Annotated in this window: 21 protein-coding genes and 1 other RNA gene; 7 read left to right on the top strand and 15 right to left on the bottom strand. The window is 68.1% G+C overall.

The features are described from left to right. Position 1 precedes the first annotated feature (1 nt). From murC to mraZ, 10 genes are read right to left on the bottom strand one after another with little or no spacing between them, the layout of a single operon-like run. Positions 2 to 1435, bottom strand: coding sequence for a UDP-N-acetylmuramate--L-alanine ligase (gene murC, locus ACCQ10_RS04330; RefSeq protein WP_039404166.1), 1434 nt, complete (start codon positions 1433 to 1435; stop codon positions 2 to 4). Continuing rightward, on the bottom strand, positions 1432 to 2703 hold the full coding sequence (murG, locus tag ACCQ10_RS04325) for an undecaprenyldiphospho-muramoylpentapeptide beta-N-acetylglucosaminyltransferase (protein ID WP_372362343.1): 1272 nt from the start codon (positions 2701 to 2703) through the stop codon (positions 1432 to 1434). The genes murC and murG overlap by 4 nt, the downstream gene beginning before the upstream one ends. Beyond that, positions 2700 to 4079, bottom strand: a complete 1380-nt coding sequence (gene ftsW / locus ACCQ10_RS04320; protein WP_372362342.1) for a putative lipid II flippase FtsW — start codon at positions 4077 to 4079, stop codon at positions 2700 to 2702. The genes murG and ftsW overlap by 4 nt, the downstream gene beginning before the upstream one ends. Then, positions 4079 to 5164 (bottom strand): phospho-N-acetylmuramoyl-pentapeptide-transferase, encoded by a 1086-nt coding sequence (gene mraY / locus ACCQ10_RS04315; protein WP_010367638.1) that lies wholly within the window; start codon positions 5162 to 5164, stop codon positions 4079 to 4081. The genes ftsW and mraY overlap by 1 nt, the downstream gene beginning before the upstream one ends. Next, positions 5154 to 6710 (bottom strand): UDP-N-acetylmuramoyl-tripeptide--D-alanyl-D-alanine ligase, encoded by a 1557-nt coding sequence (locus ACCQ10_RS04310; protein ID WP_372362341.1) that lies wholly within the window; start codon positions 6708 to 6710, stop codon positions 5154 to 5156. Before ACCQ10_RS04310 ends, mraY begins: the two co-directional genes overlap by 11 nt. Further along, entirely contained in the window at positions 6707 to 8182 is a 1476-nt protein-coding gene (locus ACCQ10_RS04305; protein WP_372363054.1) for a UDP-N-acetylmuramoyl-L-alanyl-D-glutamate--2,6-diaminopimelate ligase, read from the bottom strand. Before ACCQ10_RS04305 ends, ACCQ10_RS04310 begins: the two co-directional genes overlap by 4 nt. 8 nt (positions 8183 to 8190) lie before the next feature. Further along, on the bottom strand, positions 8191 to 10062 hold the full coding sequence (locus tag ACCQ10_RS04300) for a peptidoglycan D,D-transpeptidase FtsI family protein (protein ID WP_047697612.1): 1872 nt from the start codon (positions 10060 to 10062) through the stop codon (positions 8191 to 8193). A 55-nt stretch (positions 10063 to 10117) separates the two neighbouring features. Beyond that, positions 10118 to 10381 carry a cell division protein FtsL gene (gene ftsL / locus ACCQ10_RS04295; protein WP_005991913.1) on the bottom strand — a complete coding sequence of 88 codons (264 nt, stop codon included), beginning with the start codon at positions 10379 to 10381 and terminating at the stop codon, positions 10118 to 10120. Further along, complete coding sequence (gene rsmH / locus ACCQ10_RS04290; RefSeq protein WP_372363053.1) at positions 10378 to 11475, bottom strand: 16S rRNA (cytosine(1402)-N(4))-methyltransferase RsmH; 1098 nt, start codon at positions 11473 to 11475, stop codon at positions 10378 to 10380. Before rsmH ends, ftsL begins: the two co-directional genes overlap by 4 nt. Before the next feature lie 14 nt (positions 11476 to 11489). Beyond that, a complete protein-coding gene (mraZ, locus tag ACCQ10_RS04285) occupies positions 11490 to 11936 on the bottom strand; it encodes a division/cell wall cluster transcriptional repressor MraZ (protein ID WP_033006748.1) in 447 nt (148 codons plus the stop codon). A 323-nt stretch (positions 11937 to 12259) separates the two neighbouring features. On the opposite strand from mraZ, the gene ACCQ10_RS04280 reads away from it, so the two are divergent. Genes ACCQ10_RS04280 through ACCQ10_RS04270 form a run of 3 tightly spaced genes read left to right on the top strand, consistent with a single transcriptional unit; the run spans position 12260 to position 13642 of the window. Then, positions 12260 to 13027: an NRDE family protein gene (locus ACCQ10_RS04280; RefSeq protein WP_372362340.1), complete on the top strand. Its 768-nt coding sequence runs from the start codon at positions 12260 to 12262 to the stop codon at positions 13025 to 13027. A gap of 49 nt (positions 13028 to 13076) precedes the next feature. Further along, on the top strand, positions 13077 to 13328 hold the full coding sequence (locus tag ACCQ10_RS04275) for a type II toxin-antitoxin system CcdA family antitoxin (RefSeq protein WP_047697619.1): 252 nt from the start codon (positions 13077 to 13079) through the stop codon (positions 13326 to 13328). Further along, positions 13325 to 13642: a CcdB family protein gene (locus ACCQ10_RS04270; protein ID WP_372362339.1), complete on the top strand. Its 318-nt coding sequence runs from the start codon at positions 13325 to 13327 to the stop codon at positions 13640 to 13642. Before ACCQ10_RS04275 ends, ACCQ10_RS04270 begins: the two co-directional genes overlap by 4 nt. Positions 13643 to 14725: 1083 nt before the next feature. On the opposite strand, the gene rnpB is transcribed toward ACCQ10_RS04270, so the two are convergent. Both rnpB and rsmI read right to left on the bottom strand, forming a co-directional pair. Further along, positions 14726 to 15153: RNase P RNA component class A (gene rnpB, locus ACCQ10_RS04265), an RNA gene on the bottom strand. 146 nt (positions 15154 to 15299) lie between these two features. Next, entirely contained in the window at positions 15300 to 16121 is an 822-nt protein-coding gene (gene rsmI, locus ACCQ10_RS04260) for a 16S rRNA (cytidine(1402)-2'-O)-methyltransferase (protein WP_372362338.1), read from the bottom strand. Positions 16122 to 16203: 82 nt separating this feature from the next. On the opposite strand from rsmI, the gene ACCQ10_RS04255 reads away from it, so the two are divergent. Genes ACCQ10_RS04255 through ACCQ10_RS04240 form a run of 4 tightly spaced genes read left to right on the top strand, consistent with a single transcriptional unit; the run spans position 16204 to position 20273 of the window. Then, on the top strand, positions 16204 to 17934 hold the full coding sequence (locus tag ACCQ10_RS04255) for a penicillin-binding protein activator (protein WP_039408192.1): 1731 nt from the start codon (positions 16204 to 16206) through the stop codon (positions 17932 to 17934). A gap of 4 nt (positions 17935 to 17938) precedes the next feature. Continuing rightward, the gene (locus tag ACCQ10_RS04250; protein WP_372362337.1) at positions 17939 to 18307 is read left to right on the top strand and encodes a YraN family protein; all 369 of its coding nucleotides are present in this window, start codon (positions 17939 to 17941) and stop codon (positions 18305 to 18307) included. 41 nt (positions 18308 to 18348) lie between these two features. Then, a complete protein-coding gene (locus tag ACCQ10_RS04245; RefSeq protein WP_372362336.1) occupies positions 18349 to 18888 on the top strand; it encodes a metal-dependent hydrolase in 540 nt (179 codons plus the stop codon). Further along, complete coding sequence (locus tag ACCQ10_RS04240; RefSeq protein ID WP_372362335.1) at positions 18885 to 20273, top strand: FAD-binding oxidoreductase; 1389 nt, start codon at positions 18885 to 18887, stop codon at positions 20271 to 20273. The genes ACCQ10_RS04245 and ACCQ10_RS04240 overlap by 4 nt, the downstream gene beginning before the upstream one ends. Before the next feature lie 203 nt (positions 20274 to 20476). Here ACCQ10_RS04240 and ACCQ10_RS04235 read toward each other — a convergent pair whose 3' ends face one another. From ACCQ10_RS04235 to kdpC, 3 genes are all read right to left on the bottom strand, one after another. Next, positions 20477 to 21193: a response regulator gene (locus tag ACCQ10_RS04235; protein ID WP_372362334.1), complete on the bottom strand. Its 717-nt coding sequence runs from the start codon at positions 21191 to 21193 to the stop codon at positions 20477 to 20479. Next, on the bottom strand, positions 21183 to 23843 hold the full coding sequence (locus ACCQ10_RS04230) for a DUF4118 domain-containing protein (RefSeq protein WP_372362333.1): 2661 nt from the start codon (positions 23841 to 23843) through the stop codon (positions 21183 to 21185). The genes ACCQ10_RS04235 and ACCQ10_RS04230 overlap by 11 nt, the downstream gene beginning before the upstream one ends. Before the next feature lie 223 nt (positions 23844 to 24066). After that, positions 24067 to 24681: a potassium-transporting ATPase subunit KdpC gene (kdpC, locus tag ACCQ10_RS04225; protein ID WP_372362332.1), complete on the bottom strand. Its 615-nt coding sequence runs from the start codon at positions 24679 to 24681 to the stop codon at positions 24067 to 24069. Positions 24682 to 24683 lie beyond the last annotated feature (2 nt).

The raw sequence follows: 24683 nt of genomic DNA, 5'->3' as shown, positions 1-24683 counted from the left end.
CTCACGCCGCACCCCCGACAAACCCGTTGTTGATGATGTGCTGGGCCACATAGCCGATATCGCCGGCGCCCATCATCAACAGCAGGTCGCCGTCCTGCAGGACGTCAGGCAACACTTCGGCCAGGCCGGAAATCTGGCCCACGACCACCGGCTCGCTGCGGCCGCGCGCACGGATGGCGCGTGCCAGTGCACGCGAATCGGCGCCGGGAATCGGCGCTTCGCCGGCCGGGTAGACCTCGCTCAACACCAGTGCATCGACCGTGCTGAGCACTGCGGCGAAGGCATCGAACTGATCACGGGTGCGGCTGTAGCGGTGCGGCTGGAAGGCGACGACCAGACGCTTGTCCGGCCAGCCGCCACGTGCTGCCGCAAACACCGCTTCCAGTTCGCGCGGGTGATGGCCGTAATCGTCGACCACGCGCACACGTGCACCGGTGCTGGTGGTGACTTCGCCCAGATCGTTGAAACGACGGCCGATGCCGGCGAAGTTTTCCAGCGCGCGCGCAATGGTCTGCGGCTCCACGCCCAGCTGCCAACCGATTGCGGCGGCGGCCAGGGCATTGAGCACGTTGTGACGGCCCGGCAGCGCCAGGGTGACCGGCGTGGTGGTGCCTTCGGGCAGACGCAGCGTAAAGCGCATGCGCGGGCCGTCCTGCACCACGTCCTCGGCGCGCACATCGGCGCTTTCGCTCATGCCGTAGCTCATCACGTGGCGCGGCGTCTTGCCGGCCAGTGCAGCCACTTCCGGGTCGTCGATGCACAACAGCGCCAGGCCATAGAACGGCAGGCGCTGCAGGAATTCGGCGAATGCGGCCTGCACGCGGGCGAAGTCGTTGCCGTAGTTTTCCAGGTGATCCGAATCGATGTTGGTGATCACCGCCATCAACGGATTCAGGCGCAGGAAGCTGCCGTCGCTCTCGTCGGCTTCGGCCACCAGCCACTGGCCGCCACCGAGCTTTGCGTTGGCACCGGCGGCCAGCAGCTGCCCGCCGATGACGAAGGTCGGGTCCAGGCCACCTTCGCTCAGCACGGCTGCCGCCAGGCTGGTGGTGGTGGTCTTGCCGTGCGTGCCGGCCACGGCGATGCCACGGCGGAAGCGCATCAGCTCGGCCAGCATCGCTGCGCGCGGCATGATCGGAATGCGCTGGCTGCGCGCTTCCATCAGCTCGGGGTTATCTTCGCGGATGGCGCTGGACACCACCACGCAATCGGTGCCGAGCACGTTGGCGGCGGAGTGGCCGCGCATCACGCGCGCACCCAGCTTGGCCAGCCGCCGCGTCGCCGCGTTATCCGAATTATCCGAACCGGACACTTCATAACCCAGCGTCAGCATGACCTCGGCAATACCGCTCATGCCGGTGCCGCCGATGCCGACGAAATGCACGCGCGGAAATGCGCGCACCAGATCGCCACTGTCCTGCAGACGGCGGATCACAGGGCACCTCCTGCGGAGCCGGGACCCGGGACTCGGGACCCGGCTCCCGGGGAAAACGCAGCGGCGCCGCGCGCCTGCCCGCCGAAATCGTCTGCATGCATGTCTTTCTGCTCTTGCTGTTGCTTGTGTGCTTCCGGGGTCCCGGGTCCCGGGTCCCGAGTCCCGGCTTCTTCCAAAATGATGTCGGCGATCCGCTCTGCGGCATCCGGCTTGGCCAGGGTGCGGGCGGCTTGCGCCATCGACAGGCGACGGGCCGGGTCGTTGAGCAGGGTCTGCAGGAGCTGCTGCAGACGCACCGCGAGGCTGTCGTCCTGCTTGAGCAGCACGGCGGCATCGGCGCTGACCAGGTATTCCGCATTGCGGGTTTGATGGTCGTCCACCGCTGCGGCGAACGGCACCAGCACGCTGCCGATGCCGGCGGCGCACAGTTCGGCCAGCGTGGATGCACCGGCGCGGCACACGACCAGATCGGCCCAGGCATAAGCGGCCGCCATGTCGGCGATGAAGGGTTCTACACTGGCGTTGACACCGGCCTGTGCGTACGACGCTTCGGCTTCGGCGCGCAGCTTTTCGCCGCACTGATGCCGCACCTCAACATCCGGGTAACCGAGTGCAGCCAGCGCGGCCGGCACGGCCTGATTCAATGCCCGTGCGCCCTGGCTGCCGCCAAGTACCAGCAGGCGCACCGGGCCATCGCGGCCCACCAGACGTGCAGCCGGCGCAGGCAGTGCGGCAATGTCGGCACGCACCGGGTTGCCTACCGCTTCTTCGCCGACGAAGCTGCCCGGGAAGCCGGTCAGCACGCGGCGCGCGAAACGCGACAGCACCTTGTTGGTCATGCCGGGCGCGCGGTTCTGTTCGTGCACCAGCAGTGGCGTGCCGAGCAGGCGCGCGGCCAGGCCGCCCGGGCCGGCCGCAAAGCCGCCAAAGCTGATCACCGCACGCGGCTGGCGCTTGCGCAGCACGAAGCCGGCGGCGCGCACCGCGCGCATCACCCGCACCGGCGCACCCAGCAACTTCACCACGCCCTTGCCACGCAGGCCGCTGATGGCCAGGGTGTCGATATGGATCTCGTGCTGCGGCACCAGACGGGTTTCCATTGCGCCATCGGCGCCCAGCCAGGTCACCGGCACGCCGCGCGCGCGCAATACCTTGGCCACGGCCAACCCCGGGAAGATATGCCCGCCGGTGCCGCCGGCCAGAATCATCACAGGCCGAGCTCCGGCAGACACTGCGGATGCTTGCGAGGCAGTCGCATCAACACTCATGCGATCCTCCCGAACGTCGGTTCCACACGCGGCTGCATACGGCTGGTACCGCGCAAGATCGCCGATGCCGGTGCCACCGAGGCGGCAGCGACCGGTGCGGCGGCCACCGGCGCGGCGGCGGCAGCAGTCTCGCGCTGCGGCTTGCGCGCTGGCAAATACGGCGGCGGCGCCGCGTCGGCGACAGGTTCGGCCGGCTCGGCAGCCGCAGTGCCCGCACCCTGCGGCGACAACTTGCTGCGCAGGCGCTCGGCGCGATCCATTTCATAGGACACGCGCAGCAACAGGCCCATCGCCACGCAGGTCATCAGCACCGACGAACCGCCGGAGGAAATCAGCGGCAAGGTCAGGCCCTTGGTCGGCAGGATGCCCAGGTTGACGCCCACCGACACGAAACTCTGCAGGCTGATCCACAGGCCGATGCCGAACGCGATGTAGCCAGAGAAGTGGCGCTTCATTTCCACGCAGCGCATGCCCAGCCAGAACGCGCGGCCGACCAGCAGCGCGTACAGCGCAATGACACCGCAGACGCCGACAAAACCGAGCTCCTCGGCAATCACCGAGAAGATGAAGTCGGTATGCGCCTCGGGCAGATAGTTGAGCTTCTGCACCGAGGCGCCCAGGCCCGCGCCGGTCCACTGACCACGACCGACTGCCATCAACGCATTCGACAGCTGATAACCGGAGCCGAGCTGATCGGCCCACGGGTCCAGGAACGAGGTGATACGACGCAGGCGGTACGGCTCCAGAATCGCGATGAAGGCGAACACCGGCAGGCCGAACACGATCGGCATCGACATGCGCGGCAGGTTTACCCCACCCAGCACCAGCATGCCGGCGGTGATCGCCAGCAGCAGCGTGGACGAGCCGAAGTCCGGCTGCATCAGCAGCAGGCCGACCAGCGCGATGGCCACGCCCAGCGGCTTGAGCATGGCCGGCCAGGTGGCGTTGACTTCATCGCGGAAGCGCACCAGGTAGCTGGACAGCCACACGATGTAGAGCACCTTGACCGCTTCGACGGTCTGGAACTTGGACACGCCCAGGTTGATCCAGCGCTTGGCGCCGTTGACGCTGCTGCCCAGCCCCGGCACGAACACCACCATCAGCAGCCCGAAGCAGGCCAGCAGCAACACCTGGTTGTATTGCTCGATGGTCTTGAGCTCGGTGCGCATCGCCCAGAACGCCAGCCCGATGCCGATGCCCAGGAACAGCAGGTGACGGGTCAGGTAATAGAACGGGTTATCCGACAACTCGATCGAGCTGGAGGCCACCATCACCACGCCCAGCGAGGCGAGCGTGGCGGCCGCGCCGAGCAACCACGGGTCGTAACGACCGCCGATGGCGTCCAGTCGCGTGGCCTGGCGGGACATGTCGTTCATCAGCGCACCTTCAACGTGGCAAGGCCGATCAGCACCAGCACCACCGAAATGATCCAGAAGCGCACGATCACCCGCGGCTCCGGCCAACCCTTGAGTTCGAAGTGGTGATGGATGGGCGCCATGCGGAACACGCGCTTGCCGGTCAGCTTGAAGCTGGCCACCTGGATCATCACCGACAGGGTTTCGATCACGAACACGCCGCCCATGATCACCAGCACCATTTCCTGGCGCACGATCACCGCGATGGTGCCGAGCACCGCGCCCAGCGACAGCGCGCCGATGTCACCCATGAACACCATGGCCGGATAGGTGTTGAACCACAGAAAGCCCAACCCTGCCCCGGCGATCGCCGAGCAGATGATGATCAGCTCGCCGGCACCAGGAATCAGTGGGATTTTCAGGTATTCGGCAAACACCACGTTGCCCGAGGCATAGGCGAACACGCCCAGCGCGCAGGCCACCAGCACGGTCGGCATGATCGCCAGGCCGTCCAGGCCGTCGGTGAGGTTCACCGCGTTGGAGAAGCCGACGATCCAGAAATAGGCGATCACCACGAAGCTCACGCCGGCCAGCGGCAGCGCGATCGACTTGAACATCGGAATGTAGAAGGTGATCGCCGCTGGCACGTCGGCGGTGTAGTACAGGAACAGGCCGGCGGCCAGACCGAAGATCGACTGCAGCAGGTATTTCCAGCGCGATTTCAGGCCATTGGGGTCGCGACGCACGATCTTGATCCAGTCGTCGTACCAGCCGATCGCACCGAAACAGATCATCACCGCCAGCACCAACCAGACGTAACGGTTGCGCAGGTCGCCCCACAGCAGCACCGACAAGGTGACGGTGAGCAGGATCAGCGAGCCGCCCATGGTCGGCGTGCCGGCCTTGGAGAAATGCGTCTGCGGGCCGTCCTGGCGGATCGGCTGGCCACCCTTGAACTGGGCCAGCTTGCGGATCACCGCCGGGCCCATCCACAACGACAGGAACAGTGCGGTCAGCGCGGCCAGGATGCCGCGGAAGGTCAGATAGTTGAACAGCCCGAACAGGCTCTCCAGTTGCTGCAGCCAACGCGCCAACTCAAGCAGCATGGGAGGCATCCTCCGCCGGTGCGAGCAGCGCGGTGACGATGCGGTCCATGGCGCTGCCGCGCGAGCCCTTCACCAGCAGCGTGATGGCGCGGGGACCCGGGACCCGGGACCCGGGACCCGTAGAAGCGGGTGCGGGCTGCGACTGTTGTTGTTCTATCAAAGCGTGTTCCTGCGCATTTTCTGATGCGTCGTGCTGTTGCTGTTGCTGTTCACGGGTCCCCGGGACCGGGTCCCCGGTCCCGGCTTCGGCAAGATCCGCCCGCAACGCCTCGATCAGTTCCGCATGCGTGGCAAATACCCGGCCACCTTCACCGAACGCCTGCGCAGCGGCGGCACTGAGTTCGCCCAATGCATACAGACGCTGCAACTTGGCCGCGCGTGCGCGCCGCCCGGCAGCGGCATGCAGGGCGGCACCTTCCGGGCCGAGTTCGCGCATGTCGCCCAGCACCAGCCAGCCATCGCCCGGCGCGGCGGCCAGTGCATCGATGGCCGCGTCCAGCGAGCCGGGGTTGGCGTTGTAACTGTCGTCGATCAACAACGCGCCGCCGGGCAGCCGATGCGCGATCTGCCGGCCGGCCACCGGGCGCGCCTGCGCCAGGCCTGCGGCAATGACCGGCAACGCGATGCCGGCGCCGAGCGCCAGCCCGGTGGCCGCCAGGGCGTTGAGCACGTTGTGGCGACCGGGCAGCGGCAGCGCAATCTGCGCCTCGCCCTGCGGCGTCACCAGCGTGAACTGTGCGCCGTCGGCCTGCAGCCGCAGCTGGCGTGCACTGATGTCGGCGCTGGCCTGCAAGCCATAGCGCAACACGCGACGGCCCTGCAGCGGCTGCGCCAGCAGCTGCTGCTCGAACCAGGCGCCGAACGCGTCGTCGGCGTTGATGACCGCCACGCCATCGCCCGGCAGCGCGGCGTAGATGGCGCCCTTGGTCTGCGCCACGCCGAGCAGGCTGCCCAGGCGCTCCAGATGCGCCGGCGCGATGTTGTTGACCAGCGCGACCTGCGGCCGCGCGATGTCGGTGAGATAGGCGATATCGCCCGGCTTGCCGGCACCCATTTCGTAGATCGCCACGTCGGCATCGTCCGGCGCGGCGATCACCGCCAGCGGCAGGCCGATTTCGTTGTTGCGGTTGCCCGGCGTGGCGTACACGGTGGTGCCGTCCACGCGCCCGGCTTCGGTCAGGATCGACAGCAGCAAGGCCTTGACGCTGGTCTTGCCGTTGGAACCGGTCAGCGCAACCACGCGGGTGGCGCGGTCGCGCTGCATGCCGGCGGCGATCCGCGCCAACGCCAGCTCGGCATTTTCCACCACCACCTGCGGCACGCTCAGCGCCGGCAACAGGCGCTCCACCAGCAACCCGCTGGCGCCATGCGCCACTGCGTCTGCGGCAAAGTCGTGCCCATCGAAACGCTCGCCGCGCAGCGCCACGTACAGGCTGCCGTTGGACAGCGTACGCGTGTCGTTGCTCACCGCATCGATCATGGCGTCGTCGCCCTGCAGCTCGCCGCCTGCCCAGTGCGCAATCAACGACAACGGGGTGAGCTTCATGCGCGCACTCCCAGCGTGGTGCGCGGCAGCAAGGCCTGCGCGGCTACGGCGGCATCGTCGAACGCATGCCGCACGCCAGCGACTTCCTGGTAGGGCTCGTGGCCCTTGCCGGCGATCAAGACGATGTCGGCGGCACTGGCCATGGCGATGGCCTGATGGATCGCGGCCGCGCGATCGCGCTGCACGATGGCCGCGTCCGGGTGCGCAAAGCCGCGCAGGATGTCGGCCACGATCGCATCGCCGTCTTCGCCGCGCGGGTTGTCGTCGGTGACGATCGCCATATCGGCATTGAGCTCGGCAATCGCCGCCATCTGCGGGCGCTTGCCGGTATCACGCTCGCCACCGCAACCAAAGACGCAGATCAACCGGTCCTGCGCATGCGAGCGCAGGCTGGCCAAGGCCTGTTCCAGCGCATCGGGGGTGTGCGCGTAATCCACCACCACCAGCGGTGCGCCGTGCGCGCCACCGAGCCGGTTCATGCGGCCGTGGATCGGCTGCAGCTGCCCAAGCACATCGGCGATCCGCGCCGGCGCATGGTCCAGCGCAGACAACGCGCCAGCCACTGCCAGCAGATTGTCCACATTGAACCGCCCCAGCAACGGCGAGCGCACCGCATGCGCCTCACCGGCGATGTGCAGCGCGAAATTGATGCCGGTGTAGTCCAGTTGCAGATCGCTGGCGCTTACGCCGGCATCGGCCTGCCCGCGTGAACTCACACCGATCGCGCGCAGCGCAGGATCGAGCGAGGCAAACAGCGTGCGGCCGAAGCCATCGTCCAGATTCACCACCGCCGCCTTCAGCCCGGCACGGGTGAACAGCCTGGCCTTGGCGGCGCCGTACTGCGCCATGTCGCCGTGGTAATCGAGATGGTCGCGGGTGAGATTGGTGAACACCGCCACGTCGAAATGCACCGCATCCACGCGGCCCTGGTCGAGCGCGTGCGAGCTGACTTCCATGGCCACCGCCTGCGCACCGTCATCGCGCAGCTGCGCCAGCAGCGCATGCGTGGACAGCACCAGCGGCGTGGTGAAGCCGGTCGGCACGGCAGCGCCGTACAGGCCGACGCCCAGCGTACCGAGCGTGCCGGTGGGTGTGCCGAGCAGCGTCAGCGCCTGCGCCAGCAGCTGCACGGTGGAGGTCTTGCCATTGGTGCCGGTGACGCCGAGCATGCACAGCGCGCGCGACGGATGGTCATGGAACTGGTCGGCCATGCGGCCCAGCCGCGCGCGCAGGCCCGGCACGGCGATCGCATCGGCCGGCGCCGGCAGATCGGCCGGTGCGGGCGGCTCGAACAACACCGCCACCGCGCCGTTGGCACGCGCCTGTTCGACAAAGCCCAGCCCGTGTGCGCCGAAACCGGCGATGGCCACGAAGGCATCGCCCGGGCGTACCGCGCGGCTGTCCATCACCAGGCCCGACACCTGCACGTCGTGCGCCAGCGTCAGGTCCGGCAACAGCTGCGACAGCGGCAGCGAGCGGCTCACTGGCGGCTTTCCTGCAGCGGCGCGGGCTGCGCGGATGCAGGCGCGGCCGGCGGCGGCGCGGCGGCGGTCGGAATACCGGCCGAGACTTCGTCCACCGGATCGGGCACCAGCGCCGGATCCAGATCCACCGGCTGCGGTTTGACGATCGGCTGGCCGGTCTTGCCGGCGGCCTGCGCGGCCAGCCACGACTGGATATCGTCCGGCGGCACGTCCATCAGGCGCAGCGCACCTTCCATCACGCGATGGAAGACCGGTGCGGAGACCAGGCCGCCGTAATACACCTTGCCCTGCGGATCGTTGATCACGATCACCGTGGCAAAACGCGGGCGCGTGGCCGGCACCAGGCCGGCAAACAGCGCGTTGTAGTGCCCGCGCTCGTAGCCGTTGGCGCCGTTCTTGCGTGCCGTACCGGTCTTGCCGGCCACGTGGTAGCCCAGGATCGCCGCGCCCTTGGCGCCGCCCTGGGTGACCACGGTTTCCATCATGTCGATGACCTGCCGCGCTACTTCCGGCGTCACCACCTGGCGGGTTTCGTTGTGCTGGCCGCGCACGAAGGTCGGCGGCGTCAGTTTGCCGCCGTTGCCCAGCGTGGCGTAGGCCTGCGCGATCTGCAGCGGCGTCACCGACAGGCCGTAGCCGTACGACATCGTGGTCTTGGACGGGCCGCTCCAGCGTGCCGGCTGCAGCACCACACCGGACGATTCGCCGGGGAACCCGCTGTGCGGTGCACTGCCATACCCGAAGTTGCGGATCGACTGATAGAAGGTCTGGTCCGGCACCTTGGCGGCAATCTTGGCCGCACCGATGTTGGAGCTGCGGGTGATCACGCCGGTGACGTTGAGCACGCCGTTGTTGCGCGGCACATCGCGGATGGTGAAGCGCCCCACCGACATGAAGCCGGGGTTGGTGTCGATGACGGTGTCCTTGGTCACCACGCCGGCGGTCAGCGCGGTGGCCACGGTCAGCGGCTTCATCGTCGATCCCGGCTCCACCAGGTCGGTGACGGCGCGATTGCGCCGCGCCGACGGATTGATCCCGGTCACCGAATTGGGGTTGTAGGTCGGCAGGTTGACCATGGCCAACACTTCGCCGGTGGCCACGTCCATCACCACCATCGACCCGCCGGCCGCATTGTTTTCGACCAGCGCGTTGCGCAGTTCCTTGTAGGCCAGGAACTGGATGCGCCGGTCGATGCTCAGGGTCAGGTCCTTGCCCGGCTGCGCCGGACGCACCAGATCCACGCTCTCCACGATGGCGCCGCGCGCATCGCGCACCACTTTCTTGGAGCCGGGCTTGCCGCGCAACCATTCGTCGAACGCCAGCTCCAGACCTTCCTGGCCGCGGTCGTCGATGTTGGTGAAGCCCAGCACGTGGGCCATCGCTTCGCCTTGCGGATAGAAGCGACGAAACTCGCGCTGCGAAAACACGCCCGGGATCTTCAGATCGACGATGGCATGTGCCTTGTCCGGATTGATCCGGCGCTGCAGGTACATGAATTCCTTGCCGGCCTTCTGCGCCAGCTTGGCGTTCAGCTCGTCCAGCGGCTGGCCGAGCGCCTTGGCCAGCTCGGGAATACGGTCCGGGTTGCGCAGCAGTTCCTGCGGATTGACCCAGATCGATTCCACCGGCGTGGACACCGCAAGCGGCTCGCCGTTGCGGTCGGTGATCATGCCGCGCGAGGTGGCGATCGGCAGTTCACGCAGGTAACGCGCTTCGCCCTGGCGCTGATAGAAATCGCGGTTGACCAGCTGCACATAGGCCGCCCGGCCGATCAGGGTGACCGAGCACAGCCCCAGCGCCACGCCCACCAAGGTGAGGCGGCCGCGCAAGTTGAAATTGCTGCGGGGGCGGTTGCGACCAGCCTTCACCGCGTACCTCCCCGCAGGCAGCTTGGCCGTGCAAAACGGCTGTCGCGCGAATTCGTCATGGGCGCACCACCACGATGTCGTTCGTCTCCGGGAACTTCATCCCGATGCGCGCACGCGCGACCTGATCGACACGGTTGCTTTCCGCCCAGGTGGCCTGCTCCAGCTGCAACCGGCCGAATTCGATGTTCAACTCGTCGCGCGTGTGTTCGAGCTTGGACAGCTGCACGAACAGCTTGCGATGCATGTGGCGCATGTACACCACCCCGATCGCCGAGGCGATGCTGCAGGCCAGCAGCACGATGAGCAGCAAGCGGCTCATGGCACGCTCCGGAGGAGCGTGTTCGGGACCCGGGACGCGGGACTCGGGACCCGAAAAAAGCGAGCAGCCGAGGCGGCCCGATCTTCATCGCCGTCGCCGTTGCGCCTGCTGTCACCGAGTCCCGGGTCCCGGGTCCCGGGTCCCGCCAGCTTCTCAGCTACCCGCAACACCGCGCTGCGCGCGCGCGGGTTGATGCCCAGTTCGGCGTCGTCGGCCTTGATCGCGCCGCTGACCAGTTGCAGCGTCGGTACGAAGGGTTGCGCTTCGGGCAGGCGGCGATTGCTTGGTGGGGCCTTGGCGTAGCGGGCCATGAACTGCTTGACGATGCGGTCTTCCAGCGAATGGAAGCTGATCACCGCCAGCCGGCCGCCCGGCTTGAGTGCGCCCAGCGCAGCGTCCAGGCCGGCTTCCAGGTCGGCCAGCTCACGATTGATGTGGATGCGGATCGCCTGGAAGCTGCGCGTGGCCGGGTGGGTCTTGCTGTCGCCGCGCGGCATCACCGAGGCGATCAGGTCGGCCAGCTGCGCGGTGCGCAGCAGCGGCTGCTCGGCACGACGCGCCACGATGGCGCGCGCGATGCGGCGGCTCTGGCGTTCTTCGCCATAGGTCCACAGCACGTCGGCAATCTCGCGGTCGCTGGCGTGGGCCAGCCACTGCGCCGCGCTCTGGCCGCTGTCCGGGTCCATGCGCATGTCCAGCGGGCCGTCCTTGCCGAAACTGAAACCGCGCCCGGCCACGTCCAGCTGCGGCGAGGACACGCCCAGGTCCAGCAGGATGCCGTCGACGGTCGCTGCGGCGACCACCTGGCCAAGGCCGGCGAAGCTGCCGCGATGGATGGACACGCGCGCATCGCCACCGAACGCCTGTTCGGCCACTGCGATCGCTTCAGGGTCCTTGTCCATCACCAGCAGTCGACCTCCCGGGCCAAGGTGTTCCAGCACGCCGCGTGCGTGTCCGCCACGCCCGAACGTGCCATCGAGATAGGTTCCGCCTTCGGTCACCTGCAGGCCATCCAGAACCTGCGTGTACAGCACCGGCACGTGGGCCGCCGGCGGCTGCGACACCGGGTGACCGGGCTGCGCTTCACCGCGCATCCGGGCACCCCGGCTCACAACCTGAGATCGAGCAATTCATCGCCCAGATCCCCGTCAGACAATGTCTGCTGGATCAGTGCGCGATGTGCCTGCTCGCTCCAGAGTTCGAACTTGTCGCCCATGCCCAACAGCACGGCCTTTTTTTCGATGCCGACCGCGTTGCGGTGGCTGGCCGGGATGCTCAGACGTCCATTGGCGTCCAACTCCAGCACGGCCGAGGAACCCACCAGTTTCTGCTGCAGCGTGCGGACCACGCGCTGGGTGTTGGGCTTGGACATCACATCGTCGCGCACCCGCTCCCACTCCTTCTCCGCGTACAGCCACAGGCAACCGGCTTCGAACGGGTTGTAGGTAAGTACCAGGCGGTTGCCGCTCACGCGCGTGACCAGGTCGCGATATGCGGTTGGCACCGCCATGCGTCCCTTGTCGTCCACCGTGATGGCAGTCTCGCCCTGAAACACCGAATGCAACCTCGAATACCCGCTGGGGGATCATTGAACCACGAAAAACCACAAAACACCTGGTTTTCCCTCCGATGCCCACCTTAGCAGCGCGTCAAAGGTTGTCAACAGTTTTCCGGGTCACAAATCGCCAGTTGCATCAATGAGTTGCAGCACTCTTTAGAGACTTGTTCAAAGCTTATCCACAAGTTGCTGTTTCGTCTCAGATTTTGAGATTGAACAAAAATTCAGGGGCGTGAAGGGCATGTAAACCCGACCCTCGTCTCACTTCACATTGCGCCAGCTGCATATCTCAACTGCGCAAAGAGAGGACAATCGATGCCATGTGCCTGGTCGCTCTCGCCTGGAAAACCCACCCGCGCTGGCGCCTGCTGCTGGCCGGCAACCGCGACGAATTCCACGAGCGTCCCACTGCTGCCCTGGCGCGCTGGGCCGCACCGGCCGACGGCGTGCTGGCCGGTCGCGACCTGCGCTCGGGCGGCAGCTGGGTCGGGCTGGGCAGTGATGGCCGTGTCGCGGTGGTGACCAATGTGCGCGACCCGCTGGCCAGCAGTTCGGGACGCTCGCGCGGACATCTGATTGCCGACTACCTGGGCGGCACCCTGGATGCCCGCGCCTACGCGGGCGACCTGGCCGCCGCGGCGCACGAGTTCCCACCGTTCAACCTGCTGCTGTGCGATGCCGAGCACTGCGAGCACCTCAGCAACCATCCGCCGCTGGCGCGCCACCTGGCACCCGGTATCCACGGCATGTCCAACGGGCCGCTGGACGCGCACTGGCCCAAGACCAATGCCCTGACCGATGCCCTGCGCGCCTGGTGCGACGACGCCAGCGGCGATCTGCAGCCGCTGTGGACGGCCCTGGGCAACCCGGACACTGCGCCCGACCACGCCCTTCCCCACACCGGCGTGGACCTGGCCACCGAGCGCCTGCTCTCGGCGGCTTTTATCGGTGGCGCCAGCTACGGCACCCGCGCCAGTACGGTCGTTGCCGTGGACCACCAAGGCCGCGGCTTCATCCACGAACGCCGCTTTGGCCCGAACGGCATCTTCCAAGGCGAAACACGGCTGGACATCGCTAGCACGCATTGACAGCCCGAAATCATGCGCATAGCGTGCGCATGACCGCAGGAGGCCCGTCATGAGCCGTTATTACGATAGCTCCGCACCCAAAAAGCCCCTAAACCTGACCATCAATGCCGACCTGGCCGCCCAGGCCCGCGCCATGACCGGCAACCTGTCGGCAAAGGTGGAGGAACTGCTGGCCGAGTACGTGACGAAGGAGCGCGACAGCCACAGCGCCCGGGCGATGGAGTTGCAACGCGCCGCAAGCGAATGGAAGGCCTTCACCGACGCGCACGGCGCCTTCGCCGACGAGTTCTCCACCCTGTGACCGACCAGTTCGATATCTACGCCAACGTCGGACGCAACAAGAACATTCCTTATGTTGTGGTCGTCCAATCGAAAATCTTCGATGCATCCCCCCGCCGCGTCGTCGTACCGTTGGTCATCGCCTCCACCCACTCCCCGACCCCCTCCCGCTTCACCCCCGAATTCGTCGTCGCCGGCCAGCGCGTCGTGCTGCAACCACTGGAAATGACCTCGGTACCGCTCTCGGTACTCACCCACCCGGCGGGCTCGTTGAGGGACGAAGGGCAACGCATCGTCGACGCCCTGGACGAGCTGTTCACCCGCTCGTTCGGTTAGGTAGCACGCTGGCAACTGCAGCGTGAGCGAGACGCTCATGACACAGATCGCGGCAGGTTGCGCACGCTGAAGCATCCACTGATCCAGCATCTCAGCGCTTGACGCCCGATTTGCCGCCATACGCCAGAGCGAAAAGCTCGCCCCCATCCGCCCTTCGGACACCTTCCCCCGCAAGCGGTGGAAGGGAGCCGAGCACCTAACGCTGCAAGCGGTGGAAGGGAGTTGATCCAGGTCACGTGCAGGCACTCCGGCCAACCACCCATCTGCAAGCCCTCTTGAGTCGAGCGGGCACGGCGACAGCCGCGGGGATCTGGCATGCCCGGAGCGGGACCCGCGTTGTGTACCGCTGCAGGCGGCACGGAATGCTGGCCCCCATCCGCCCTTCGGGCACCTTCCCCCGCAAGCGGTGGAAGGGAGCCGAGCACCTACCGCTGCAAGCGGTGGAAGGGAGTTGATCACTTGGTGCGCAGCGCCCCGGCCAACCACCCATCTGCAAGCCCCCTTGAGTCAAGGGGGCGCGGCGACAGCCGCGGGGATATGGCATGCCCGGAGCGGGACCCGCGTTGTGTACCGCTGCAAGCGGCACGGAATGCTGGCCCCCATCCGCCCTTCGGGCACCTTCCCCGCAAGCGGTGGAAGGGAGCCGGGCACCTACCGCTGCAAGCGGTGGAAGGGAGTTGATCCAGGTCACGTGCAGGCACCCCGGCCAACCACCTGTCTGCAAGCCCCCTTGAGTCAAGGGGGCGCGGCGACAGCCGCGGGGATGTGGCATGCCCGGAGCGGGACCCACGTTGTGTACCGCTGCAGGCGGCACGGAATGCTGGCCCAATCCGCCCTTTGGGCACCTTCCCCCGCAAGCGGTGGAAGGGAGCCGAGCACCTATCGCTGCAAGCGGTAGAAGGGAGTTGATCACTTAGTGCGCAGCGCCCCAGCCAACCACCTATCTGCAAGCCCCCTTGAGTCAAGGGGGCGCGGCGACAGCCGCGGGGATATGGCATGCCCGGAGCGGGACCCGCGTTTTGTACCGCCTGCGGCGGTACGAAACGTGGGCACCTTCGAGAAGGGCGAACGCCCGAACGAAGGTGGCGGAGCCGGCCGATAAGCCGGGTTCTGTCGTGGACAGTCATTCGTCTAGGCGCTACGTCACCGCAGCGCTCAAGCAACCTACCCGGATCCAGCGCGGGCCACGCCAATGGATCCCTATTTGGTCTTGCTCCAGGTGGGGTTTGCCGTGCCGGTCCGTTACCGGACTCGCGGTGCGCTCTTACCGCACCATTTCACCCTTACCGGCCCCTCGCCACCCCTCTGCGGCCTCCGGGGCGCACTTGGCGATGCGATGCATCGCTGGCACGTTCCAGTGGCGGCAGAGGGGTGACGAGGGACGTAGGCGGTATCTTTCTGTTGCACTTTCCGTCGGCTTGCGCCGCCCAGGCGTTACCTGGCACCTTGCCCTATGGAGCCCGGACTTTCCTCGGCACTCTTGCGAGTGACGCGACTGTCTGGCCGACTCCGCCGGGGCGCATTCTACGCTATCGCCGCCATGCGAAACGGCACGGCGATTTCCAGCTGACCATTGCCTTGTAGGAGCGCACCCGGGCGCGAGAGGCGGTACCGACCAACCACCGTCGCTTCCAGGCATGTTCCTGCGAGGACCGCATCAGCCGCCATACAACGCCTTACGCGGCGCGCCGGTCAATTCGGCAGCCAGCTTGGCGGCAGTGGACGGCGGCAGGTGTTCGGCGAGCTTGGCGTAGACGCGGCGGCCTTCGGCGAGCTGGCCGTCGGCGGCGTCGGCGGCGCCCTGCACCATCACCACGAATTCGCCCTTGCGCTGGTTGTCGTCGGCTTCGACCCGGGCCTGCAGCTCGGCCAGGGTGCCGTCGAGCACGGTTTCGAACAGCTTGGTCAACTCGCGGGCGATCACCGCCGGGCGCTCGTCGCCGAAGGCGAAACGCAGGTCGGCCAGCGACTCGACGATGCGGTGGGACGATTCGTAGAACACCAGGGTGCGGGTCTCGCCGGCCAGCCGCGCCAGGCGCTCGCGGCGCGCGGCGCTCTTGGCCGGCAGGAAGCCTTCGAAGCCGAAGCGGTCGCTGGGCAGGCCGGCCACGCTCAGCGCGGCGATCGCCGCGCAGGCGCCCGGCACCGGGCTGACCTTGATACCGGCGGCACGGGCGGCGCGCACCAGCTTGAAGCCGGGGTCGCTGACCAGCGGGGTGCCGGCGTCGCTGACGATGGCCAGCGATTCGCCCTCGCCCAGGCGCGCCACGATGCGCTCGGACATCGCTTCTTCGTTGTGGTCGTGCAGGGCCAGCAGCGGGCGGTCGATACCGAAATGGCTGAGCAATTGCCGGGTGTGGCGGGTGTCTTCGGCGCAGATCGCGGCCACGCCACGCAGCACCTCCTGCGCGCGCGGCGACAGGTCGGCCAGGTTGCCGATCGGCGTGGCGACCACGTGCAAGGTTCCAGGGGACGTCATCAGCGGCCTTCCGGGGGCAAAGGGTAGAATCGTAGCGGTTTTCAACGGGCCGCCCAGGCGGCCCCTGTCCAATGGATCTGAAATGAACAAGCGTGTTGCAAGGATCTCCGCCCTGTCGCTGCTGGTGATGCTGGCCGCCGGCTGCGCCACCAGCAGCGTGACCCAGACCGCCTCGCCCACGCAGAGCGCGGCGCTGGCGCTGCTGGACCAGGGCAAGCCGCGCGAAGCGGCGCAGCAGCTGGAAGCCGAAGCCGCCGGTGCCAGTGGCGCACAGCGCAGCCGGCTGCTGGCCGCCGCCGCGTTCGGCTGGCACGACGCCGGCGACGATGCGCGTGCCCGCACGCTGCTGGCGCAGGTCAACGCACGCCATCTCAGCGGCGAAGAGCGTGCCCGCTTCGGGCTGCTTACCGGCGAGCTGGCGGTGCTCGACAAGCAGGGCGCGCAGGCGTTGGAGGCGTTGGGCGACAGCCCGCACGGATTGCCGCAGCCGCTGCAGACGCGCTGGCTGGTGGCCCGCGCCGCCGCGCTGGAAGCCACCGGCGACCTGTTCGGCGCGGCCGCCGACCGCGCGCGCGCCGATGCCAGCCTGACCGGCACCGCGCGCAGCGACAATCAGCGCGCCATCGTGCGCCTGCTGGCCGCACTGGACGATGCCACCCTCAAGGGCCGCACCGCCGCGCTGCCGGCCGGCGACCCGCTGTACAACTTTGCCGGCCGCGCGTTGATCAGCCGCGGGCTGGGGCTGCCGCGCGCGTTCGAGCGCGATGCGCAGTGGGGCTTCGACACCAGCAAGCGCCCGCCGGCCGAACGCGACGGCTACCGCCCACCGGTCAAGCTGGGTGTGCTGTTGCCGCTTACCGGCAGCCTGGCCACCGCTTCAGCCCCGGTGCGCGACGGCCTGCTGGCTGGCTATTACGCCGAGACCCGCCGCCGCCCGGAAGTGCAGTTCTTCGACACCGCCGGCACTGCGGCCGGTGCCAATGCCGCGTACGACAAAGCGGTGAGCGCCGGTGTCGATTACGTGGTCGGCCCGCTGGGGCGCGATGAAGTGAGCGCCCTGTTCGCACGCGGCCAGCTCGCCGTGCCGGTGCTGGCGCTCAACCGCCCCACCGACAACAAGGCGCCGCCCACCGGCAGTGCCGGCTTCTCGCTGGCGCCGGAAGACGACGGCATCATGGCCGCCGAATACCTGCTCTCGCGCGAACGCCGCAATGTGCTGATCGTCGGCACCAGCGACGACAACGGCAAGCGCACCATCAAGGCGTTCCGCGACCGTTTCAGCGAACGCGGCGGCACGGTGGCCGGCAGCATCAGCGTGGCCGATGCGCCCGGCGACATCGGCGCGCAATTGCGTAACTACGGCACCGCCGATGCGGTGTTCCTGGCGGTACGCGGCAACACCGCGCGCGCGTTGGCCCCGCAGCTGGCGCTAAGCGGGTTTGCCGGCAAGTCGCGCGTGGGCACCTCGCAGCTGGTGGCCGGTACCGGCAAGGTCGAAGACGACCTGGCACTGGATGGCATCGTCTACCCAAGCGAAACCTGGACCGCCCTGGGCGTGTCCGGCCTGCCGGCAGCCAGCCAGGTGGCCAGCACCCTGCCCAGCGCACGCGGCCCGGCCGCCCGCCTGTTCGCGTTCGGCTACGACGCCTGGAAGATCAGCGCGTATCTGGAAAAACTCGCCACCGGCACCGACGGCGGCCTGCGCGGCGCCACCGGCACCCTGCATCTGGATGGCTTCGGCAATGTGTTGCGCACGCCGGCCTGGTCCACCTTCAACGGTGGCCGCCCGACGCCGATCGCCGACGGCCGCTGAGGCCATGCCGGCTGCGCGTCAGCGGCGCGGTGCGGCAGTGGAAGCGGCTGCACGCGTCATGCTGGAGCAGGCCGGTTTGCGGCTGGTGGTGAGTAATGCCAACTACCGCGGCGGCGAACTGGATCTGGTGATGCGCGACGGGCAATCGCTGGTGTTTGTGGAAGTGCGTTACCGGCGCGACGACCGCTTCGGCGGCGGCGCGACTTCGGTGGATGTGCGCAAGCGCCGCAAGCTGGTACTGGCCGCGCAATTGTTTCTTGTCCATCACCCCGCGCTGGCGGCGCTGCCGTGCCGCTTCGATGTGGTCGACGCCAGTGGCGAACCGCCGGTGTTGCACTGGATCCGCGACGCGTTCCGCGCCGACGATTGCTGACCACGCCCGACGCTCGCTACCCACGCCATTACCGACGTTCGATGCCGACCATCATGACCCACGCTGCGGTGCCGCTGGCGCTCTGGTGCGCCAGTGAACGCGGCCGCGTCTCGCCACGCCTGCTGGCTGCCGGTGTGCTGGCGGCGATGCTGCCGGACGCCGACGTGGCGGCCTTTGCGTTGCACATCCCGTATGCCGATGCGTTCGGCCATCGCGGTGCCAGCCACTCGCTGTTGTTCGCCGCAGTGATGGCGTTACTCGGGGGCGCCGCGCATCGCCTGTTGCGTGCCGATGCCGTGCAGGCGGCTGTGTTTTTGTTCGTCTGCGCCGCATCGCACCCGTTGCTGGATGCGCTGACCTCCGGCGGCCTGGGCGTGGCACTGGGCTGGCCGTGGGACCAGACACGCTGGTTCGCACCGTGGCGGCCCATTCGCGTGTCGCCGTTCGCCAACGGATTTTTCAATGCGCGCGGCCTGGACACGCTGCGCTCCGAGCTGCGCTGGGTCTGGCTGCCGCTCACCGTCGCCGTGCTGGGCTGGAGATGCATCCAGCGCACGACACCACAGGATCAAATGCGATGACCGACGTACTTCCCGCTGCACTGGCCGATCTGCTGGCCGCGCGCCTCGGTGCCGAGGGCTGGTTGACAGGCGACGATGCGCGCCGCCGCTACGGCGAAGACGATTCGCGCCGCTGGGCATTGCCTGCTGCCGTCGCGTTGCCGCGCGATACCGCAGATGTGGTGGCGATCGTGCAGGCCTGCCGCGCGCACGGCGTGCCGATCGTGGCGCGCGGCACCGGCACCGGCACCACCGGCGCGGCGGTGCCGTTTTCCGGCGGCGTGGTGGTGTCGATGGCGCGCATGAATCGCATCGTTGCGTTGCGCCCGGAAGACCGCTGCGCCGTGGTGCAGCCCGGCGTGCTCAATGGCGACCTGCAACAGGCGTTGCAGCCGCACGGCCTGTTCTGGCCACCGGACCCCTCCAGTGCGGAGATCTGTAGCGTCGGCGGCAATCTATCCACCAACGCCGGCGGCCCGCGCGCGGTGAAGTACGGCGCCACCCGCGACAACGTGCTCGGCCTGGTGGCGGTGACCGGCACCGGCGAGGTGATCCGCTGCGGCGGCGCATACACCAAGAATTCCACCGGCTACGACCTCACCCATTTATTGGTGGGCAGCGAAGGCACCCTGGCGATCATCGTCGAAGCGACCTTGAAACTGACGCCACGCGCCATCGCCCAGGCCGGCTTGCGCGCGCTGTACCGCGACGCGTCCAGCGCTGCGGCCGCGGTGTCGCGCATCATGGCGCAGCCGACCACGCCGACCATGCTGGAATTCATGGATGCCAGTGCCATTGCACTGCTACGCCGCAATGGCAGCGATGTACCCGACGCCGGCGCGATGCTGCTGGTCGAAGCCGACGGCGATCACGACACCCTGCCCTACGCATTGCAGGCACTGCACGACGCCGCCAATGGCGAGGGCGTGCTGAGTCTGGACATCGCCGCCGACGGCAGCGCGCGCGACAAGTTGTGGGCCGCGCGGCGCGCGCTGTCGCCCGCACTACGCACGATCAAGCCCGGCAAGATCAACGAAGACGTGGTGGTGCCGGTGTCGCGCATTCCCGCGCTGGTGGCCGGCGTGGAAGCGCTTGCTGCGGAATTCGCGCTGCCCATCGTCGCCTTCGGCCACGCAGGCAACGGCAACCTGCACGTCAACATCATGTACGACCCCGCCGATGCCAGCGAAGACGCACGCGCGCACGCGGCGTTGCCGCGGCTGTTCGCATTGGTGCTGTCGCTGGAAGGCACGCTCTCCGGCGAACACGGCATCGGCGTGGCCAAGCGCGATTTCATGGCGCAGGCATTCAGCGCACCCACACTGGCGGCGATGCGCGCGGTCAAGGCCGCGCTGGACCCGGATGGGATCTTGAATCCGGGCAAGGTGCTGCCGCCGTTGGAGTGAGGTTGCGCGCCTGCGACACTGCAACGCGTACTCGCAAGCGCGGAGCTGTGCGCTTGCGATGCACACGGCGTCTGCGATGATGCGGCTATCGACGCACCGCACTGCGCCGCTCGCATCGGCTCACTCGCAATGACAGCACCGGGAAAGAGGCCACCTTGCTGCTTGCAGCAACTTGGCGCGGCAGGGATGGCAGTACACCTGCCTCAGCGCGTCACACCGATAAAGCGTAGCCCGACGCCGGGTTCGGTGACGATGTAGTGCGGGTCGGCGGCATCGTCGTGCAGTTTCTGGCGCAGTTTACCGACCAGGATGCGCAGGTAATGGGTGTCTTCTTCGTGGGTGGGGCCCCACACTTCGCGTAGCAGTTGCGGCTGGGTAACCACGCGGCCTGCGTGCTTGAGCAGCAGTGCGAGCAAGGCGTATTCCTTGCGACTCAGCGGCACGGGCTCGCCTGCTAGCGTGACTTCGCGCAGGCCCAGATGGATATGCAGGCGGCCATCGTCGAACACGCTTTCTTCCACCGTGCTACCGGCGCCGGCCTGGCGCAGCAAAGCGCGGATGCGTGCCATCAGTTCCTGCACGCCGAAGGGTTTGGTCACGTAATCGTTGGCCCCGGCGTCGAGGGCGGCGACCTTTTCGGTTTCGCCGGCGCGCACGGTGAGCATGATCACCGGCACGTTGGACCACTGGCGGATCTCGCGCAGCACCTCGTGCCCATCGCGGTCGGGCAGGCCGATGTCCAGCACCACCAATTCGGCGCCCTGCCCGGCCAGCGTGGCCAGGCCTTCTTCGGCGGTGCCGGCCTGCAGCACGCGGTAGCCCTGCGCACGCAGGCTGATGTCCAGAAAACGACGGATCTGCGGCTCGTCGTCGACGATCAGCACGCGGGCGGGCGGGATGGCAGTAGGGTCAGTCGGCATCGGGGCGAGGTGGCGCGGCAGGGACGAGCAACGGCAGCGTAATGCGAATGGTGGTGCCGTGACCATGTGCGCCGGCCAATGCCTGCACGCTGCCGCCATGCGCGCCGATCATGCCCTGGCAAATGGCAAGGCCCAGCCCGGTGCCGTTGCGCCCGCGGTCGCCGCGCTCCACGCTGTAGAACATGTCGAAGATGCGCGCGCGTTCGTCTTCGGGAATGCCCGGGCCCTGGTCGCCGATATCGATCTGCAAGGCGCCGGCCTGCAGGCGCGCGTGCACGGTGACTGCCGCACCGGCTGGCGAAAATTTCGCCGCATTCTCCAGCACGTTGAAGATGGCCTGTTCGACCAGCGCCGGGTGGACCCAGATGGCCGGCAGCTCGGCCGCCAGTTCCAGCTGCAGGCGCGTTTCCGGCTGGTAGCGCTGCAGGCGGCGGGTGGCCGAGCCGATCAATTCGTCCACGCCGATCCAGTCGCGATTCAAGGTGAGCCCGGTGTGGCCGAGCTTGGTCATGTCGAGCAGGTTCTGGATGTAGCGATCCAGCCGCTCCCCTTCGAGCTGGATGGTGTCGAGCAGCGCGTGGCGATCCTGCGCGTCCATCGCATCGCCGTAGCTGGCCAGGCTGCTGGCAGAGCCGATCATCGAGGCCAGCGGCGAGCGCAGATCGTGCGACACCGACGACAACAAGGCCGAGCGCAATCGCTCGGTCTCGCCACTGACGCGCGCGCCTTCCAGATCGGCAACCAGGCGCGTGCGCAGCGCGGCCTGCCCGATGTCTTCCACCATCGCTTCGGCCAGGCGGCGTTGCTCCAGGCCGGGCCGCTGCACGGCCTGCCGAAAGCGCAGCGCGGCCACGCCCAGGGTGCCCCGCTCGTGGCGCACCGGCAGGCACCACCAGTGGGCGCCGGCCAAAGTGTCGGTGAAACGGCCGGCCGGTTGGCCATGGCGTTGGGCCCAGTCCGCTGCGCTGCGATCGAGCGCACCGAAGCTGGTGGGCACCTCGCTTTCGCGCTGCTCCAGGCGCAGCCAGACCTCGGCATCCAGCGCGGTGGCCAGGGCGCGACGGCCGGCTTCGAGCACCTGGCCCAGATCGGCGGCGGTGCTGAGCTGGCGGCCCAGCGCTTGCAGCGCGTTGGCGTGCGCATTGGCCGCGCGCAAGGCCAGCACCTGGCTGCGCAGGCGCGAGGCCAGCCGGCCGGCGACCAGCGCGGCAATCAGGAACAAACACACCGTCACCACGCCCTGGCGCGCGCTGATATGCAGGGTGAAGCGCGGTTCGATGAAGAAGAAGTTGTAGGCGACAAAACTCAGCAGCGCAGCGATCACGGCGGCCGCCATGCGCGTGCGCGAGGCCACCAGCACCACCGCCACGATGAACACCATCGACAGGTCGTCGATGTCGGTCCAGCGCTGCAGCAACCACGCCACCGCCACCGCACCTGCCGCAGCGATTGCGGCGAACGCCAGGTCGTACCGCTGCAGCCATTGGCGCGGGTTGCGCCAGCGCTGCCGCGCGCGTGCGCGCGCATCGGCGGAGCTGACGATGACCAGCTCGTAATGCGCGCCGCGTTGCAGCAGTTGCTGGGTCAGGGTGCGGTTGAACATGCGCGCCAGCGGGCGTTCGCGGGTACGCCCCAGCACCAGGGTGGAGATGCCGTTTTGCGCGGCGAAATCCAGCAAGGCGTCGGCGACATTGGCGCCATGCAGCAGCGCGGTATCGCCGCCGAGGCGGCGCGTGAGCGCGAAGGCGCGGTCGATCTCCAGCTGCCAGTGGGCATCGGCCACGGTGCGTGTCTGCACCGTCACCACCGTCCAGGGCGCATCGCGGCGCTCCGACAACCGCCGCGCCACCCGCACCAGATAATCCGAGCTGCCACGCCCATCGATGGCCACCACCACGCGGCGCCGCAACGCAGCGGTGCCGGGCAGGCCGCGTGCGGCCTGGGTGTCGCGCAGATCGCTGTCGACACGGTCGGCGGCGGTCTGCATCGCCAGCTCGCGCAATGCGGTGAGGTTGGACGGCGAGAAAAACGCCTGTAGCGCCTGCGTGGCCTGTTCGGGCAGATACACCTTGCCCTGCTGCAGGCGCTCGATCAGTTCGCGTGGCGGCAGGTCCACCAGCACGATGTCGCGCAGGCGATCGAACACCGCATCGGGCACGGTCTCGGACACGCGCACCCCGGTGATGCGCAGCACGATGTCGTTGAGGCTTTCCAGGTGCTGGATGTTGACCGTGGTGTAGACGTCGATCCCGGCATCGAGCAGTTCCACGATGTCCTGCCAGCGGCGCTCATGCCGGCTACCCGGCACATTGCGGTGGGCCAGCTCGTCGATCAGCGCCAGCTGCGGCTTGCGCGCCAGCAGTGCATCCAGGTCCAGTTCTTCCAGCACCCGCCCCTGATAGCTCACGCGGGCGCGCGGCAGCAGCGGCAAGCCGTCCAGCAAGGCGGCCGTTTCACTACGCCCGTGGGTTTCCACCACCCCGGCCACCACATCCATGCCCTGGCGCAGCCGCTCGCGCGCCCGCGACAACATGGCGTAGGTCTTGCCCACGCCGGGCGCGGCGCCCAGGAACACCGTCAGGCGCCCGCCGTGTTCGCGCTGTAATTCGCCGATCAGCGCGTCGGCTTGCTGGGTGCGGGCGTCGGGCATGGAGGCCGGGGTGGGGTTCGGGGTTCGGGGTTCGGGGTTCGGGGCGGGACCCGGGACCCGGGACCCGGGACCCGGAGAAGCTTAGCGCGCAACGCTGGGCGGTGACGGCGCTTGCCAGTCATGCCGTCGGGGAGCGGCAAAGCGCAAGGCCGAAGAGGCTATGCTTTCCGGGTCCCGGGTCCCGGGTCCCGGGTCCCGGGTCCCAGGTCCCGATTCCCGACAGTTACCGATCACTGGCAGCATCCAGCGCCAGATTCAATGCGAGCACATTCACCCGCGGCTGGCCGAGCAGGCCGAACTGGGGTGGTTCGATAGCAGCCTGCAGCAGCGCGCTGACGCGTGGTTCCGGCCAGCCGCGGGCGGCGGCGATGCGGCGCACCTGCACCTGGGCACCGGCCGGGCTCAGGTGCGGGTCCAGGCCGCTGCCGGACTGGGTCAGCAGTTCGCCGGGCACTGCGTCCGGGGCGATGCCGTCGCGCGCGGCGACCTCGGCCCGGGTGGCGGCAATGCGCGCCTGCAGGTCCGGGTTGGAGCGCGCCTGGTTGCTGCCGGCGGCGGCGGTGAGGTCGTACTTGGCCGCCGATGGGCGCGGCTGAAAGTAGCGCGCATCGCTGAAGGGCTGGGCGACCAGGGCCGACCCGATCACGCGCGTGTCCTGGCGCAGCAGCGAGCCGTGCGCCTGGGCCGGAAACAGCGCACCGGTGATGCCGGTGGCGATCAGCGAGTAGGCCAGGCCCAATCCCAACAAGATAAACAGCGCCAGCACGACCGAGGCGCGTACTGCGCCGTCATCGCGCAACGCTGGCGTGGTGGCAGTGGTGATGGAAGATGTGGTCATGG

This window comes from Xanthomonas sp. NCPPB 1325, assembly GCF_041477645.2.
Lineage (GTDB): Bacteria > Pseudomonadota > Gammaproteobacteria > Xanthomonadales > Xanthomonadaceae > Xanthomonas > Xanthomonas cannabis.
The sequence above is the reverse complement of the archived record's forward strand: the minus strand, read 5'-3'. Positions and strand labels throughout refer to the sequence as shown.

Excerpts from the sequence above, each read along its gene's own strand:
- murG (WP_372362343.1), bottom strand. The coding sequence starts at position 2,703 with ATGAGTGTTGATGCGACTGCCTCGCAAGCATCCGCAGTGTCTGCCGGA.
- ftsW (WP_372362342.1), bottom strand. The coding sequence starts at position 4,079 with ATGAACGACATGTCCCGCCAGGCCACGCGACTGGACGCCATCGGCGGT.
- mraY (WP_010367638.1), bottom strand. The coding sequence starts at position 5,164 with ATGCTGCTTGAGTTGGCGCGTTGGCTGCAGCAACTGGAGAGCCTGTTC.
- ACCQ10_RS04310 (WP_372362341.1), bottom strand. The coding sequence starts at position 6,710 with ATGAAGCTCACCCCGTTGTCGTTGATTGCGCACTGGGCAGGCGGCGAG.
- ftsL (WP_005991913.1), bottom strand. The coding sequence starts at position 10,381 with ATGAGCCGCTTGCTGCTCATCGTGCTGCTGGCCTGCAGCATCGCCTCG.
- rsmH (WP_372363053.1), bottom strand. The coding sequence starts at position 11,475 with ATGCGCGGTGAAGCGCAGCCCGGTCACCCGGTGTCGCAGCCGCCGGCG.
- ACCQ10_RS04280 (WP_372362340.1), top strand. The coding sequence starts at position 12,260 with ATGTGCCTGGTCGCTCTCGCCTGGAAAACCCACCCGCGCTGGCGCCTG.
- ACCQ10_RS04275 (WP_047697619.1), top strand. The coding sequence starts at position 13,077 with ATGAGCCGTTATTACGATAGCTCCGCACCCAAAAAGCCCCTAAACCTG.
- rsmI (WP_372362338.1), bottom strand. The coding sequence starts at position 16,121 with ATGACGTCCCCTGGAACCTTGCACGTGGTCGCCACGCCGATCGGCAAC.
- ACCQ10_RS04255 (WP_039408192.1), top strand. The coding sequence starts at position 16,204 with ATGAACAAGCGTGTTGCAAGGATCTCCGCCCTGTCGCTGCTGGTGATG.
- ACCQ10_RS04250 (WP_372362337.1), top strand. The coding sequence starts at position 17,939 with ATGCCGGCTGCGCGTCAGCGGCGCGGTGCGGCAGTGGAAGCGGCTGCA.
- ACCQ10_RS04245 (WP_372362336.1), top strand. The coding sequence starts at position 18,349 with ATGCCGACCATCATGACCCACGCTGCGGTGCCGCTGGCGCTCTGGTGC.
- ACCQ10_RS04240 (WP_372362335.1), top strand. The coding sequence starts at position 18,885 with ATGACCGACGTACTTCCCGCTGCACTGGCCGATCTGCTGGCCGCGCGC.
- ACCQ10_RS04235 (WP_372362334.1), bottom strand. The coding sequence starts at position 21,193 with ATGCCGACTGACCCTACTGCCATCCCGCCCGCCCGCGTGCTGATCGTC.
- ACCQ10_RS04230 (WP_372362333.1), bottom strand. The coding sequence starts at position 23,843 with ATGCCCGACGCCCGCACCCAGCAAGCCGACGCGCTGATCGGCGAATTA.
- kdpC (WP_372362332.1), bottom strand. The coding sequence starts at position 24,681 with ATGACCACATCTTCCATCACCACTGCCACCACGCCAGCGTTGCGCGAT.